Origin of the sequence: Cobetia sp. AM6, from assembly GCF_009617955.1 — a bacterium.
Taxonomy (GTDB): domain Bacteria; phylum Pseudomonadota; class Gammaproteobacteria; order Pseudomonadales; family Halomonadaceae; genus Cobetia; species Cobetia amphilecti.
On sequence record NZ_AP021868.1, the window covers coordinates 2,874,333 to 2,890,251 of the forward strand.

The 15,919-nt window shown below is 64.4% G+C and carries 13 protein-coding genes; 3 read left to right on the forward strand and 10 right to left on the reverse strand.

Features of this window, described 5'->3' with window-relative positions; genetic code table 11:
- Nucleotide 1: 1 nt before the first annotated feature.
- From moaC to CLAM6_RS12105, 7 genes are all read right to left on the reverse strand, one after another.
- Nucleotides 2–850 (reverse strand): cyclic pyranopterin monophosphate synthase MoaC, encoded by an 849-nt coding sequence (moaC, locus tag CLAM6_RS12075; protein WP_153636237.1) that lies wholly within the window; start codon nucleotides 848–850, stop codon nucleotides 2–4.
- A 163-nt stretch (nucleotides 851–1,013) separates the two neighbouring features.
- Entirely contained in the window at nucleotides 1,014–2,471 is a 1,458-nt protein-coding gene (locus CLAM6_RS12080; RefSeq protein ID WP_153636238.1) for a molybdopterin molybdotransferase MoeA, read from the reverse strand.
- Nucleotides 2,468–3,067, reverse strand: coding sequence for a molybdopterin-guanine dinucleotide biosynthesis protein B (mobB, locus tag CLAM6_RS12085; protein ID WP_153636239.1), 600 nt, complete (start codon nucleotides 3,065–3,067; stop codon nucleotides 2,468–2,470). The genes CLAM6_RS12080 and mobB overlap by 4 nt, the downstream gene beginning before the upstream one ends.
- 516 nt (nucleotides 3,068–3,583) lie before the next feature.
- The gene (gene mobA / locus CLAM6_RS12090; RefSeq protein WP_107336326.1) at nucleotides 3,584–4,300 is read right to left on the reverse strand and encodes a molybdenum cofactor guanylyltransferase; all 717 of its coding nucleotides are present in this window, start codon (nucleotides 4,298–4,300) and stop codon (nucleotides 3,584–3,586) included.
- Between the two features lie 153 nt (nucleotides 4,301–4,453).
- Entirely contained in the window at nucleotides 4,454–5,266 is an 813-nt protein-coding gene (locus CLAM6_RS12095) for an ABC transporter ATP-binding protein (RefSeq protein ID WP_172978704.1), read from the reverse strand.
- A gap of 120 nt (nucleotides 5,267–5,386) precedes the next feature.
- Nucleotides 5,387–6,061, reverse strand: coding sequence for an ABC transporter permease (locus CLAM6_RS12100; RefSeq protein ID WP_197738681.1), 675 nt, complete (start codon nucleotides 6,059–6,061; stop codon nucleotides 5,387–5,389).
- Between the two features lie 26 nt (nucleotides 6,062–6,087).
- Complete coding sequence (locus CLAM6_RS12105; protein ID WP_153636242.1) at nucleotides 6,088–7,011, reverse strand: substrate-binding domain-containing protein; 924 nt, start codon at nucleotides 7,009–7,011, stop codon at nucleotides 6,088–6,090.
- A gap of 600 nt (nucleotides 7,012–7,611) precedes the next feature.
- Here CLAM6_RS12105 and CLAM6_RS12110 point away from each other — a divergent pair.
- The 3 genes from CLAM6_RS12110 (at nucleotide 7,612) to CLAM6_RS12120 (ending at nucleotide 12,284) form a co-directional block, all read left to right on the forward strand.
- The gene (locus tag CLAM6_RS12110) at nucleotides 7,612–9,189 is read left to right on the forward strand and encodes a sigma-54-dependent transcriptional regulator (RefSeq protein WP_153636243.1); all 1,578 of its coding nucleotides are present in this window, start codon (nucleotides 7,612–7,614) and stop codon (nucleotides 9,187–9,189) included.
- A complete protein-coding gene (locus CLAM6_RS12115; protein ID WP_153636244.1) occupies nucleotides 9,186–11,462 on the forward strand; it encodes a cache domain-containing protein in 2,277 nt (758 codons plus the stop codon). The genes CLAM6_RS12110 and CLAM6_RS12115 overlap by 4 nt, the downstream gene beginning before the upstream one ends.
- Nucleotides 11,463–11,645: 183 nt before the next feature.
- Complete coding sequence (locus CLAM6_RS12120; RefSeq protein WP_242007669.1) at nucleotides 11,646–12,284, forward strand: helix-turn-helix domain-containing protein; 639 nt, start codon at nucleotides 11,646–11,648, stop codon at nucleotides 12,282–12,284.
- A gap of 109 nt (nucleotides 12,285–12,393) precedes the next feature.
- Here the strand turns inward: CLAM6_RS12120 and CLAM6_RS12125 are convergent, their stop codons facing one another.
- From CLAM6_RS12125 to upp, 3 genes are all read right to left on the reverse strand, one after another.
- Entirely contained in the window at nucleotides 12,394–13,617 is a 1,224-nt protein-coding gene (locus tag CLAM6_RS12125; RefSeq protein ID WP_242007670.1) for a glycosyltransferase, read from the reverse strand.
- A gap of 190 nt (nucleotides 13,618–13,807) precedes the next feature.
- Nucleotides 13,808–15,094, reverse strand: a complete 1,287-nt coding sequence (locus CLAM6_RS12130; protein WP_153636245.1) for a uracil-xanthine permease family protein — start codon at nucleotides 15,092–15,094, stop codon at nucleotides 13,808–13,810.
- Nucleotides 15,095–15,214: 120 nt separating this feature from the next.
- On the reverse strand, nucleotides 15,215–15,844 hold the full coding sequence (upp, locus tag CLAM6_RS12135) for a uracil phosphoribosyltransferase (protein WP_043335602.1): 630 nt from the start codon (nucleotides 15,842–15,844) through the stop codon (nucleotides 15,215–15,217).
- Nucleotides 15,845–15,919 lie beyond the last annotated feature (75 nt).

Below are 15,919 nucleotides of genomic sequence, written 5' to 3' on the forward strand. Positions count from 1 at the left end.
GTCAGCCCCCCGTCACCGGTGGGAAGAAGGCGACTTCATCACCGGCATTCAATGGGTGGTCATCGCGCACCATGTCCTGATTGACGGCGCATAGCACGCGAGTGTCATTGAGCGCTTCAAGCTGGGGGTCACGCAGCGCCAGGGTGCGCTTCAAGCCCCCGACCGTCGCTTGGGACAGCGTCGTCAGGTTCAGCGCCAGGCTGTCGAGGTCCAGGCGTTCCCGCAGTTCCGCCAGGAAGAGGACCCGCACGGTGGCATCACCGCGTACCGCCGGAGCGGCCTGTCCCGCTGCCGCTTCGATGGGCTCAGCTGTCGCAGCACGGCTTGGCCCAGTCCGGCTTGGCTCAACCGGCGTCTGCTCGACAGCGGCGGCCTCCTCCGGGCGCTGCCAGTCACCACTCTTGCCACCGGTCTTGGTCTCGAGCTGGATATCGCCGATCACGATACCCTTGTCGACCGCCTTGCACATGTCATAGAGCGTCAATGCCGCCACCGAGGCCGCCGTCAGCGCCTCCATCTCGACACCGGTACGCCCTTTGAGGCGGCACAGCACCTGAATTTCCACACAGCTGTTGGCGCTATCCAGCGTGAAGTCGACCGTCACCTTGGAGAGCATCAAGGCATGACAGAGCGGAATCAGCTCATGAGTGCGCTTGGCCGCCTGGATACCGGCGATACGCGCCGTCGCCAGCACATCCCCTTTGGGCAGGCCACCTTCGGCGAGCAGAGCGAGCGTGGCAGGCAGCATGCTGACGCGTGCGCTGGCTCGCGCCTCGCGGCGGGTTTCCTGCTTGTCCGCAACATCCACCATATGGGCTTCGCCGCGTGCGTTGAGATGAGTAAGGCTCATGAGCTGTCTCGTATCCGTATCGGGTGCGCCTGACTGGCGGCAATCTCAGAAATACCAAAGCCTGAAGAAGCAGGCAGGCAAGCCCTGATGAACAGGACTGGCCAAGAAATTAGCAGACTATCTTTTCATGAATCAGCTGGCATGACCACTGCGCAGGGATCGCCTAGACGATGCCGCGGCTGCCCAGCCACTGCACCATGACCGGCTCGCCGGCGTGAAGCGTGGCGCAGCCGGCGGGAATCTCGATCAGGCATTCGGCCAGCAACATCGAGGTCAGAATCCCCGAGCCCTGCCGCCCCGTGGTCATCACCACCTGACGCCCCTGGTCATCCAGTACGATCTGGCCGCGATGATAGTCGACACGCTCGGCACGTGAGCGCAGCGTCTCGCCGGCGATCAACTGCAGCCGCGGGGCTTGCCACTGCGCCAGCGTCGTCGCGGAGGCGCTCGCCTCATCCTTCGCCTCAACCATCGCCAACCGCTGCTGGCCCGACAACAGACGCAGCGCGGGCAGTACGAACTGCAGGAAGGTGACCATGGTCGCCACCGGATTGCCCGGCAAGCCGAAGAACGGCACCTGGCCAGATGACGACTCGGCGTCGGCGGGAATGGCACGCAACATGCCGAACGCCAGCGGGCGACCCGGACGCATGGCGATGCGCCACAGCGCGAGCTCACCACAGGCAGCGAGGGCGCTGCGCACATGATCGGCCTCGCCCACCGACACGCCGCCGGAGGTGATGACCATGTCGGCACGCGTCGCGGCATCACGCAGGGCAGCAGTCACGCTCGCCTCGTCATCGCTCAGGATGCCAAGATCCAGCACCTCGATGCCCTGATCGCGCAGCAGCGCCACGAGGCTGAAGCGATTGGCGTCATAGATGCCGCCGGCCGGCAGTGTCTCGCCGGGGGCCGTGACCTCGTCACCGGTGGAGAAGACCGCCACCGTCAGTGGCCGATAGACGGCGATCTCTGCGAGTCCGAGCGACGCCAGCACACCCACGGCGGCAGGCGTCAGCCACTGGCCCGGCGCCATCACCTGGCTGCCGCGCGCGATGTCCTCTCCGGCCTGACGCACATTCTGGCCACGGCGAATGCTGGTCACGCCCTCGATCACCACCCGCTCGCCTGCTTCGCTCTCAATCAAGCCCTCACCCAGCCCTTCGCCCTCGCCCTGCGCGGAGCGATACTCGAGCTGCTCCTGCATGACGACGGTGTCGGCGCCTGCCGGCAAGGCCGCACCGGTCGTGATGCGCATGGCCTCCCCCGCGGCGAGCGCCCGGCCCGTCCAGGGATGGCCCGCCAGCGAGCTGCCGATCACGCTCAACTCGCAGTGATCACTCAATTCACCGCGATCGCTCAGGGGCTCGCCGCTCGCCGCGTCTGGCAATGAAGCCCGCGCCAGCGCGATGCCGTCCATCGCCGCGTTGGTCTGCGCCGGGACATCCAGCGGCGAGATGACCGTCTCGGCGAGCACACGTCCGGGCGCCTGCGCCAGGGCGACACGCTCGCTGCGTGGCGTGCGCATCACGCCCGCCAGGCTCTCCCCCAGCACGCTCAAGGCTTCATCGACACTCAGCATGCGCTCGCCGAAACGCGGATCGAAACACGACAGGCTCATGCGCCCACCTCGCCACGCGGCTTGCCGCCTTCCAGACGCCAATGCACCGGCCAGGCGGCGATCCAGGCGGCCAGCGCCTGAGGATCGTCAAGATCCAGCCGCTTGAGGTCCTGCGGCACATCATCACGAGGCGGCAGCTGCGCCGCCGGTGTCGCCAGCGCATGGATCCAGGGATCCTCTGGGACTCGCAGCGGCTTGCCCACGGCCTCGCGGTACAGTTCAAGCTTGGGCAGCGGCCACTGCTTGAAGCCCTCGACCAGAATCAGGTCCACCTCCAGCCCCTCGAGCTGCGCCACCAGCTGCTCCAGATCGGCCTCCGCCTGGTCCGGCGTCTCCATCATCAGCGCAAAGCGCTTGGCAGACGCCACCAGCATCGGCACGGCACCGGCCGTTCGCAGACGATGGCTGTCCTTGCCTGGCGTATCGACATCAAAGGCATGATGCGCATGCTTGATCACGGCGACACGGAGGCCGCGCGCTCTCAACTCGGGCAGCAGCTGCTCGAGCAGCGTGGTCTTGCCGGTGCCGCTCCAGGCCGCGATGCCCAACAATGGACACGCTGACGCCGCCAGACGTGCCTGCCAGGCGGGCGACATCCCGACTTCATGAGAAATATCACCACGCGACGTGGGAGCATCACTGCGGGGGGAGGAATGTTCAGCACTGACAGCGGTATCAGCACGCTGGTCAGTCGTGGAAGAAGACTCAGGCATGAGGGTTCTCTTGATGATTCCGGCGTATGGCGGCCTGTCGACGGGCTCACCGCAGCGCTCCCGCGCCCGCAAGGGAAAAGATGACGGTGACAATGCGGGCTGAGCGGATGCCATGAAGGTGATCACGCACGGCGCTCATTTCAATGGGGCAACGGCTCGATATGAGCAAGGATTCAATGGGGGCTACGACGCAGAGTGGCAAGACACCCGCCAGAACCGCCAGACACGACACTTTTGAGGTGCAACGCCAAGGCCATCAATACCGGGCAGGCAAAGACAATAACCCGCCAGACTCCTGAAGAGACGCTCCTAGCGATGACCACCTGCATCACAATGACACACTCTGAGCGTGCAAGCGGGAACGGATGACACGCAAAGGACGTCAGGAAAGAAGCACGCTCAGCGCGAGCCGGCTTCCATCTCACGGCATTCTTCAAGGGTATTGAGATTGGCGAAGTCCTGCTCGCTGCCCGCCTGAACCTTGAGCCAGACGTGCTGATCGAACCAGCGGTCGATCTTGCGCTCGCCAGCGGCCAGCGCCGCCTGCAGCGAGGGCAGCAGGCCACGATGCATGAGACAAATCACCGGATGGTAACGGAACTCGTCTGCCGCCACGGCCAGCAGCGCAGGCCCGGCATCACCAGCGTGACCGCCTTCGACAGTGAAGCCTTCCAGATGATCGCCGTTGGCATGGTCGATCAGCGCCACACTCAGCGTCTCGACCAGTTCATTGGGCAGGTGCGGCACATCGCAGGCCACCATCATCACCCAGGGCGTCCGCGCTGCCGCCAGCGCACTGGCCATGCCCATCAGGGGGCCGTGGTAACCCTGCTCGCTGTCTTCGACCAGCGGATGCCCATAGGCGGCATATTCAGCGTGCGAGCGATTGGCATTGATCAGCAGCTCACCCACCTGAGGGGTCAGGCGCGCCAGCACATGCGCCACCAGCGGCACCTCATTGAGCATGACCAGTCCCTTGTCGACGCCACCCATGCGCCGCGCCTGGCCACCGGCCAGCACCACCCCGGTGATATTGGCGGGCGTGAGCGAGGCCTTGAGCTGCTCGGCATCGCTCGGCAGTGGCGTGGCGTCAGAGGTGTGATTGGAGCTCGGCATGAAGGCGTATCCCGGTCGAGTGCGCAAAGGCGCAGGTAATGTCATGCAGCAGGGCCGCTGGCAGGGCATCCAGTGCAAGCGGCTGATGCACAAGGCCTTCTCAGCCCTGAAGCTTGAGGTGCTTGCACTGAAGGCTCAGCCCATGAAGACGACTCAGCCCGCTGTGGGCTCAGTGTGCAGGCTGGCAGCGCTCAGCGTCCAGCGCGCACTCGAGCCCTGACTCAAGGCATTGTCCTGATGCGAGGACAGGATCACCGCGCACCCCTGCTGGCACATCTGCTCCAGTCGCAGCGCCAACTGCTCGACGGCGGCCTGATCCAGATTGGCGGCAGGCTCATCCAGCAACAGCACCGGCGGACGCGACAACCAGGCGCGCGCCAATGCCAGTCGCGCCCGCTCGCCACCCGACAATGAGCGGGCGGGCTGTCGGGCCTGATCGCTCAGCCCGCTCCAGCGCAGCATCTCCTCGACCTGGTCGCGCTGCTGGCCGGCAGAGCCGCTGTCGGGTTGCCAGCGAGCCGCCAGCACCAGATTGCCGGCAACACTGGTGTCGAACAGATACGGCTGCTGGTGCAGGTAGCGCACCGGATGAGCGTCACGGGTCTGCCATTCAAGCTTGCCGCCAGTCGCTGGCTGCATGCCGGCCAGCACGCGCAGCAGCGTGGTCTTGCCGCTGCCGTTGTCACCCTTGAGGTGCACCCAGCCGGACGCCGGGGTCGGCGCCCAATCCAGCGCCGCCACATGCCACAACAGACGCCCTTGCGTCTCAATGCCCTCGCCGGATGCCTGCGCCGCAGGCGGCAAGCGATATTCGAGGCCGCGCACACGCAACAGAGGGGCAACGCTTGCGTCGGCAGCGAGTGCCTGGGCAGCAGACGGCGCGGCTTGCGCGAAGCCAGCCCCCGCCACCGGGCAGGAGGGGTCGCCCGGGGGAACAGACGAGGACGAAGAACTAGGGGGGAACATCATGACTCCATACGACGATTCAGCCTGACGCGATCAGTGCTGGCGTGTGCTTGTCTCAACTGGCTGGCAGGCGGCTTGCAGACTGCGGGAGCAGAACGTGACTGGCGGCGAGGCCGCGGGTCACGCCTGCACCACCAGCTGACCGCGACCGCGCAACAGCCCCAGCATCAGATTGAGCGCCAGTGCCAACACCAGCAATACCATGCCCAGGGCGACCCCCTGGGCGTACTCGCCCTTGAGGGTTTCCAGCGCGATGGCCGTGGTGATATTGCGCGTGAAACCGGCAATGTTACCACCCACCATCATGGCGCAACCCACTTCAGCGATGATTCTACCAAACGCGGCCACCAACGCCGCCATCACGCCGAACCGGGCCTCCATCACCAGTCGCCACAGCGCCGCCCGGCGCGACGCCCCCAGCTGCAAGGCCGTCTCCCAGGCACGCTTGTCGACGCCCGCCAGCGCGGCATGCAGCATCACCACCAGAATCGGCAGGGCGAGCAGAATCTGCCCGATCACCATCGCCGGCTGGGTGAACAGCAGGTGCCAATCGCCCAGCGGGCCAGCGCGCGACAGCAGGATGAACAGCAGCAGCCCCACCACCACGGTGGGGACGGCCATCAGGGTATTGATCAGCGAGATCAGCAGCCAGCGCCCCGGGAAGACACAGCGAACCAGCACGAAGGCGATCAACAGTGCCGGTGGCACCGCGATCAACATCGCCATCAACGAGACACGAAACGACACGCCGATGATCTCCCACAGCGCGCCATCCATGCTCAGCAGGAGGCTCATGGCCTCCTGCGTGGTTTGCCACAAGCTCACGAACGCGGCTCAGCCTGTGCGCCCTGCGCCTTCACCGGCGCGCGCTCAGAGGCGCGGTCCGCTGTCTGGCGAGCATCGAAGCCGGTCTCGCCGTGGCTGGCATGAAACAGCGCCTTGCCCTTGAGACGATAATCATCGATTGCCTGCTGCCCTTCGCTGGAGATCAGCCATTCGGCCAGCTCACGCGCACCACGGGTATTGAGGCCGTCATGATTGGCCGGATTGACCAGAATCACCTGATAGGGGTTGAAGAGGCGCGCATCGCCCTCGACCAGAATCTCAAGCTCGAGCTTGTCTTCCATCGCAAGCCAGGTACCACGATCACTCAGGGTGTAGTCCTGCAGCTCACTGGCCATGCTCAGCACCTTGCCCATGCCCTGGCCGACGGCCTTGTAGCCGGAGAAGTCAGGGGTGACATCGGCACTCTGCCACAGGGCCAATTCCTTCTTGTGAGTGCCGGAGTCATCGCCGCGCGAGATGAAGCCGGCATTGGCGCCGGCGATCTTGTCCAGTGCCGCGTCCACATCCTGCATGCCGTCAATGGCCGCCGGGTCCGCCTCGGGGCCGAGCAGCACGAAGTCGTTGTACATCACGCCATGCGGTTCGACACCGTAGCCGGCATCGACGAACTTGCGCTCGGCGCCCGGGGCGTGAGTCATCACCAGATCCACATCGCCATCCTGCCCCATGCGCAACGCCTTGCCGGTACCGACCGCGATGACCTGAATGGTGACATCGTGGGCTTCTTCATACTCCGGCAGCAGGTGATCGAGCAGGCCTGAATTGTAGGTGCTGGTCGTGGTGGCCAGACGGATGATGTCGTCGGCTGCCTGGGCTGGCAGAATGCTCAGCGCACCGAATGACAGGCCTGCGAGAGTGGCCAGCAGGCGACGAGAAGACAAGGTATGGCGTTGCGGCATGGGGGTGCTCCCTGAATATTTTTTCTGGCGTGACGGTCTTGATGACATCAACGTGAATGCTGACTCTGCAAACGACATGCCGAAAGCGCTGTGGTGACGAAACGGACTATCCGATAAAGGCTTTCAAGGCTTTGCCAGACAGCGCTGATACATGGACTGGCACGCAAGACAGCCGGCGATGATACCGGAATCTTCTCCAGCAGGCAGACTTGCCGGCTCCCGCCTTCTGTCGTCCCTATCGTCCCTGACGCCCCTCTCGCCCTGCTGACGTCGCTATATCGACTGGAGCGAATGGCGCTGCTGAAATGGCCGAGAAAATACTGACAATAACTCCAGGCATGACCATCACTGCCCCATGACGACCCGATTGCCGAGTCATCGCCGGGCCTTGCGTAGCGCAACGGGACAGCCTGCCAACCCTGCCCGCCAGCGCCGCGTGCTGACAAGGCTGCAAGGCCCGGCCTGTGGCAAGCGTAAGCAGAAAGAGGCAGCAATGTGGCATCCAGCGCTAGATTACCAGTGAGCAGCACGCCACAATGCCCGCATGATAGAGATGATCTCCCCTGCGACCATTACTGCCCTGTTGACCCGAGGAACGCCATGACTGCCCACGCCCCCTCCACACCCCGTGAGACCCGGCGTAGCGGCAGCGACCCCCTCCCCACCGCCTCGGTACTGATCGTCGATGACGAGCCCGGCATGCGCCGCTATCTGGAGAAGGCACTGTCCTCGCGCTTCGCGCTGATCGAATGCGCCGAGAGTGTCGAGCAGGCCGAAGCCCTGCGCTCGCGCCTGCACTTCGACCTCATCCTGCTCGACATTCGCCTGCCGGGGCGCGATGGCCTGGATTGGGATGAGGCGCTTGCGCCCTCTTCGGTCAGCGATGTCATCTTCATGACGGCCTACGCCGATCTCGAGACAGCTGTGCGCGCACTGCGGGCCGGGGCCTGTGATTTCATCATCAAGCCGTTTCGTCTCGAACAGTTGCAGGCCGCGCTGGACCGCTGCCTTGAGCGCCGCCAGCTGACGCGGGAAAACTTCCTGCTCCGTCGCGACAATGCCCGCCATCAGCAGGAAGAGGCCAGCCTCAAGGGCGAGAGCCCTGCCATGCAGGAGCTGGCGCATATCATCGCGCGCGTTGCCCCTGCGCCCTCGCCGGTGCTGATTCTGGGGGAGTCCGGCACCGGCAAGGAGCTGGCGGCGCGTGATCTGCATCGCCTGTCCGGTCGGCGCGGCGCCTTCGTGCCGGTCAACTGCGGCGCCATCAGCCCGGAGCTGTTGGAGAGCGAGCTGTTCGGCCACCTCAAGGGGGCCTTCACCGGCGCGCATCGAGGCCGTGATGGCCTGTTCAGCTTCGCCGATGGCGGCACGCTGTTCCTGGATGAAATCGGCGAGATGCCCCTGGCGATGCAGGCCAAGCTGTTGCGAGTGCTGGAGACGCGCCGCGTGCGCCCCGTCGGCGGCGAGCAGGAACAGGCAGTGGACGTGCGTATCGTGGCCGCCACCCACCGCACGCTGGAGACGGAAGTGGCCGCGGGCCGCTTCCGCGAAGACCTCTACTATCGCCTCAACGTGCTGAGCCTGACACTGCCTGCCCTGCGCGAGCGCCCGGAAGACATCCCGGCGCTGGCCCAGCACTTCTCGCGTCAGCTGTCGCGTGAGCTCAACCTCCCCGCCGTGCCCTGGCAGCATTCTGATCTCACTCGCCTGTGCCACTATTCCTGGCCCGGCAATGTGCGGGAACTCAAGAACGTCATCGAGCGCGCCTTGCTGCTCGGCCGCCTGCCCGGCGATACCCTGCCGGCCGACAGTCAGGCTGAACAGGCATCTGGCCACCCGGCATGGGATGACAGCGGAGACGCGACCACCTCCATCGAGGAAGAGGCCACCAGCAGCGGCTATCCGCTCGAGTGGTCATTGGATGCGGTGGAAAAGGCCCATCTGTGCGCGGTACTGGAGCGACATGCCAACAACAAGTCAGCCGCCGCCCGCCAGCTAGGCATCTCGCGCAAGACACTGGATCGCAAACTGACCACCTGGCGCGCCGAGCAGCAAATCAGTGAGGACAGCGGCGCTGAAAATGCCACTGAGAGTGGCACTGAGATTGGTACTGAGAGCGATCAACCCGCCCCCGCCACCTCGTCCGCCGCTCCCTACGGAGCCGACGGCAGCGCATGATCAAGCGCCTGCGCCATTACTTCGCCGGTTCGCTGCGGCGCAGGCTGCTGCTGCTGACACTGGCGCCACTGCTGGCGCTGATGCTGGCGCTGGTCGGCCTGACCGCCTACTGGACCACGGCCTATACCGACCGCCAGCTGTACATGAACGTACGCAGCGATCTTGATGTCGCCAGCCGCACGCTGCAGAGCCAGCATCAGCGCCTGCGTGATGGCCTGGAGGCGATGCGTCGTAACCTGCGCCAGCTGGTGGCACCCGATGAGCAGACCGCGCAGCTGTTGCCACGCCTGGTGCCGCGCCTGGATACCATGCGGGACACTCTCAATGCCGACTGGCTGCGCTGGCTGCCCACCGACCAGTTGCGCCAGACGCCCGGCGTCGCCGCGCTGATTCCGCAACTGGCGCGCGGCGAAAGCCTGGATGGCCTCGACATGCTGTCCAGCGACTCACTGGCGACGCTGGATCCAGCGCTTGCCGAGCGTGCGCGCCTTGCGCTGCGCCAGACGCCCTACGCACAACCCAGTGCCCGCCGCGAGGAAACCCGCGGCATGCTACTGCGGGCGCTGGTGCCCATCCTCGATGGCGAGGGCAAGCTGCTGGGCGCGCTGGATGCAGGCCGCCTTCTCAACCGTGATCCGCGTCTGGTCGATGAGATCCGCGATCTGCTCTATGGCCCCGGCACCCTGCCGGAAGATGGCACCGGCACCATCACCCTGTTTCTCGATGATGTCCGCATCGCCACCAATGTCACCGACGCCAGCGGCGAGCGTGCACTGGGCACGCGTGCCTCGCTGGAGGTGAAGCGTCAGGTGATCGGCAATGGCGAGCGCTATATCAATCGTGCCTTCGTGGTTCATGACTGGTTCGTGGCCGCCTATGCCCCGCTGGATTCCCTGGATGGCCAGCGGATCGGCATGATCTACGCAGGCTACCCGCAGGCGCCCTACGCGCGGCTCTATCGCGAGACACTGACACATATCAGCCTGGTGCTGATCGCGGTCAGTCTGTTGGGGGTGTTGCTGGTGTGGAGCAGCATCGAGCGCCTGATGCAGCCGATCCGCCAGATTCGCCGTGTGGTGCATGCGGTGCGTGATACCCCCTCACAGGAGGGCTTGCGCATAGGTCCGCTGTCCTCTCTTGGGCCGGCGCAGCGGCACGGTGATGAGCTGGATGAACTGGCCGAGGAATTCGACGCCATGCTGGCGCGACTGGAAGCGCACCGCCACGAGATACAGCTCGCGGCCCAGACGCTGGAAGCCCAGGTGGAGGATCGCACTCGCGACCTGAGCGCCCAGACCGCCACGCTGCGCGAACGCAGTCAGGCGCTGGAGGAGCACGTCCGCCTGCTGCGCGAAGCGCGTGCGCGCCTGCTGACCCGCGAGAAACTGGCGGCGTTGGGCGAGCTGACGGCGGGTATCGGCCACGAGATCAACAACCCCGCCGCGGTGATTCTCGGCCATGTCGAGTTGATCGAGGTGATACTCGGTGAACAGGCCGAGCCGGTGCGCGAGGAAATCGCCACCATCATCCATCAGGTCGAGCGCATTCGCGCGCTGGTCGACAACCTGCGTCAGTACGCACGCGATCCTCTCGCCTCCAACGACATTGGCGACGGCAACTCACTGACACCGTCACTCGGCGCGCCTCACCTCAGCCAGATTCATCCCGACGAGGCGATCCACAGTGTCGAGGTGCTGGTCAGGCACGCGCTGGATCATCACGGCCATCAATTGCAGCATGAGTTGGCGGCGACCCGCTTGATCGAGGCCGATCGCGCGCAACTGACCCAGGTGCTGGTCAATCTGCTGATCAACGCCATCGAGATGGCGCCTGCGCCGGATACGCTGTGCATCACCAGCCGTGATCGTGATGCAGCGCTGGCCGTGATGAACGGCGAGCCAAACAGTCGTCCGGATACGTCAATCTCAGCACCAGCGTCAGCCTCAGTGCCAGCGCCAACAGCGGAGCTCGCCCCCGTGGCGGGAGTCGAGATACGCGTCATCGATCACGGCGCTGGAGTGCCCGAGCACCTGAAGTCGCGCATCTTCACGCCCTTCTTCACCACGCGCGCCAATGGCTCGGGCATCGGCCTGTCGGTCTCATCGGGCTTGATCACCCAGCTGGGAGGCAGGCTATGGCTGGAAGATACGCCGGGTGGCGGCGCCACCTTCTGCCTGTGGCTGCCGTGCATCGCACGCCGGCATCATGAGGATGATCAAGGGCGCCATCTGCTCGAGACGCTCAGCGCCGGGGGCAGCAGTCGCTCGCCTTGAGCCACACGCGGCTGATGAACTCACCCGGGCGTGACGAGGCGCACTGCCACGCACTCCCACCCGCGTGCTAGCCTGCGCGCATGCTCACTCAATCAGGCACCACTGATGTCGCACGATAGCTCCCCTACTGCCCCCGAACCTCTCACTGCCGGCAAGGCAGATCAGCCCACTGACGACGAAAAAATGGCAGACGAGGAAATGGCAGCGTCTCGCACGCTGGGCAAGCGGCTGCGCGAACTGCGCACGCGTCATGGCCTCTCGCAGCGTGAACTGGCCAAGCGCGCCCAGGTGACCAATTCGACCATCTCGCAGGTCGAGCAGGACGCGGTCAGCCCTTCCGTCAGCTCGCTGAACAAGATTCTCGAGGTATTTCCGATCTCGCTGAGCGACTTCTTCAGCGATGAGATACCCGTCGAACCACCACGCATCCTGCGTGCCAGCGAGCATGAGGCGATCGCGGGCTGTGGACCGGGACTCACGCTGCGACGCATTGATCAATCCCGGCAGACATCGCCAGAGCCCCAGATCGAGCTGGGCAGCCTCGCACCGGGGTGCAGCGCCTATCTGCAGGCCGCGCATGACAGCCTGGTGCTGGTGACGCACGGCGCACTGTGTATCGAGTTCCCCGCGACGGCGGCCTGCCAGGAGGCACTTCTCGAATGCGGTGATGCTGCGCGACTGCATGCCGGGGAGCGCTATCAACTGCATTGGCGCAAGCCTGAGACTTCGCAAGCCGCCAGCGGTGAAATTACCTACCACGGGACCTCCGACGCTGCCGAGGCCCCAGACTGCCAGTGGCTATGCATCGCACAGAGTCGCTAGGCCGGCATTCGCTCGAGAGCTGCTCGGCCCTGCCAGCTCGGCCCTGGCCAGCACGCCCTTGACCAGTAAGCCCCAAGCCAGCTCGACCGAGTGGGCGCGAAGCGCGTCGCTAGCCTCTTGCAGCGCGGGAGTGAGGCTGGCCCGCAGCATCAGGCGACTGCTCGCGCGCCTCATCCCATGGATCATTGGTGGCCGGCTCGGCCAGGAAACGCTCCACCATGGTGTGCGGACAGAAATCTGCCAACCATTCCTCGCGAACCGGATAGCCCTCCTCTGCCAACAACTCGTTCATGCGTCGCGCGAGGCCTTCGGCGGAATGCGGCGCGATGGCGTGTTCCAGCTCGCCCTTGAGGATCTCGCGTATTCCACCACGGCAATCCACCGATACCACCGGTGTGCCGCAGGCCAGCGCCTCCATCAGCACGATACCCATGCCCTCGACACGCGAGCTGAGCACGAATAGCTTGGCGGCACGCATCCAGGCATAGGGGTTGTCACGCTGACCGGCGAAGATTACCCGCTCGGCGATGCCAAGCCTTTCAGCCTGGGTTTCCAGGGCTTCACGGCAATTGCCTGCCCCCACGATCACCAGCGGCTCCTTCGGATTGGCCAGGGCATAAGCCTCGAGCAACAGGGCGTGATCTTTCTGCGGCACCAGACGCGCCACATTGAGAATGAAGGGTTCAGCCGGGATATCCGGCTCATCCATGGCGGCCTGCTCGCGGATCCGGGTGATCGGACAGGCATTGACGATCGTCTCGATATGCGCCGGCGTCACCCCATGCTGGCGAGCAATGTCACGAGCCCCTTGCGCCACATCCTCGGACACCGCCACCAGATGCTTGTCCTCCAGCAGGCAGCGGGCAAACATGCGCTGCTTCCACTGCGGGCCGCTAAAGTTGACGCGATTTTCCAGCACGTAACGTGCACGGGAATCCTTGAAGCCCCACACCTGCTCGAAGGTTCCCAGGCCACGGAAGATGATGCGGTCAACCTTGCCGTGTTTCTGCTCGAATTCCTTGAGCCAAACGGCGAATTCCTCGCCACCGGCCTTGCCGACCCACACGAAATTGGAGCGGCGGATGACGGGATTGAGCACCAGACGTGACGCCAGTGTCGTCAGGGCGCCGCCGACGGAACGCTGGACGCGCTGCTGAATCGGCACGATGTGCTGCTGGACGCTGGCATCCTGCGGCTCCAGCACCTGATCACGACCGCGCCAGATGACCATATGCGTCTCGTGGTCATTCGCGGCCAGACTGTCGGCAAGATTGACCGCCACTCGCTCCATGCCGCCCATTTTCAGGCTTCTCACTACGACCAGGGTACGCAAGCATCACTCCTTCGAATGTCCGCCAGTACCGCTTTGTGTCGCGTGCAAGACATGCGAAAACGATAGCTGGCGTCTGGTGGGAAAACGAAAAATGCAACTCACATGTGCCAGTCACTCAGCACAGGAGAGTTGCATTTATCTGAACCGTCATTCGCGGAAATGTTCCCTGCCACCACTCATCAAATGGTAATCATTCTCCCTCTTTCGCCGGCGGCAGAATCAGGTTGAGCACGATGCCCAGAATGGCGGCCAGACTCACGCCCTGCAGCGTGAACTGACCACCACCGACCTGCATGCCACCGATCCCGAACACTAGGATCAAGGAGGCGATCACCAGATTGCGCGGTGCGGTCAGTGAATCCCCCGCGCGCACCAGCGTGTTCATGCCGACCACCGCGATCGAGCCGAACAGCAGGCACATGATGCCGCCCATCACTGGCGTGGGGATCGTCTGCAGCACGGCGCCGACCTTGCCGATGAAGGCCAGCGAAATTGCGACACAGGCCGCGACCGTCATCACGCACGGATTGAAGTTGCGAGTCAGCATGACCGCGCCGGTCACTTCGGAATAGGTGGTATTGGGCGGACCACCGAACAGTGACGCCGCCGACGTCGCCAGGCCGTCGCCGAGCAGCGTGCGATGCAGTCCCGGCTTCTTCAGGTAATCGCGCCGTGTCACCGAGCCGATCGCCACCATGTCGCCGATGTGCTCGACGGCAGGCGCGATGGCGACGGGAATCATGAACAGAATGGCGGAAAATTCGAAGGTCGGCGCAGTGAAGCTTGGCAGCGCCAGCCACTTAGCGGCATGCACCGGCGAGAGATCGATCACTCCCATCACCAGCCCCAGCCCATACCCCGTCAGGATACCGCCGAGGATCGGTACCAGACGCAACATGCCACGCCCGAAGATCGACAGCACCAGCGTCACGCCAAGACTGACCAATGACAATGTCAGCGCCTGGGCATGCGAGATGTTGTCGCTGAATTCGCCGGTGGCCATCTGCACCGCCGTCGGTGCCAGTGCCAGGCCGATGACCATGATCACCGGACCGACCACGACGGCCGGCAGCAGACGATGCACGATGCCGACCCCCTTGAGGCGAATGCATTGCGCCAGCAGCACATAGACCAGGCCCGCGACGAACAAACCGCCCATGGTGGCAGGAATGCCGAAGTTCGCGACCGAGCTCTGGATGGGCGCAATGAAGGCAAACGATGAGGCGAGGAAGACCGGCACGCTGGCCTTGGTCACGCACTGGAAGACCAGGGTGCCGACACCGGCCGTGAACAGGGCGACGTTGGGATCAAGCCCGGTCAGCAGCGGAACCAGCACCAGCGCACCAAAGGCGACGAACAGCATCTGCGCACCGGTGACGAGAGTCGTCAGCGAGAACCCTTCCTGTTCCGGCAAGGGGACATGGGCAGACGACGCATGGGGAGAGGAGGTATCAGAGGACGGTGATGAAGACGACATGGCAGCACTTCTTTTCACGGGCGGAGGAGTCAACCGCCTGATCCTGACTGCTCAGACAGGTCAGACAGATACAAAAACGCCCCGCGCAGATACGCAGGGCGTTGTCATCTCTGGCGGCGCTCAGCGCGTGCCGAAGATCTTGTCACCGGCATCGCCGAGACCCGGCACGATGTAACCGTTCTCGTCGAGGCGGTCATCGACGGAGGCGGTGTAGATCTCGATGTCCGGGTAGGATTCCTGCACCTTGGCAATCCCCTCAGGCGCCGCGACCAGCACGATGACCTTGATCTGCTGGCAACCCTTGGCCTTGAGCATGTCCAGTGTGGCAATCATGGAGCCGCCGGTCGCCAGCATCGGGTCGATCACGATGGCCAGACGCTCGTCGAGATCTGACACGAACTTCTCGAAATACGGTACCGGCTCCAGCGTCTCTTCATCACGGTACAGACCCACGACGCTGATGCGTGCCGGGGGAATCAGGTCCGTCACGCCATCCAGCATGCCCAGGCCGGCGCGCAGGATCGGGACGATGGTCACTTTCTTGCCCTTGATGGTCTGGACATCCAGCTCGTTGCCGCTCCAGGCATCAATGGTGGTAGTTTCCAGCTCCAGGTCCTGGGTTGCCTCATAGGTCAACAGCTTGGCGACCTCACTGGCCAGCTCACGGAAGCTCTTGGTGCTGATGCCTGCTGCACGCATCAGGCCGAGCTTGTGCTGGACCAGCGGATGATTGATGGCATGGACGCTCATGGAAATACCTCTTGGGACAGAAGATGGTGCAAACGATACGCAGCACTACCCCCGCCGGCTCGGACGATAGCAGCG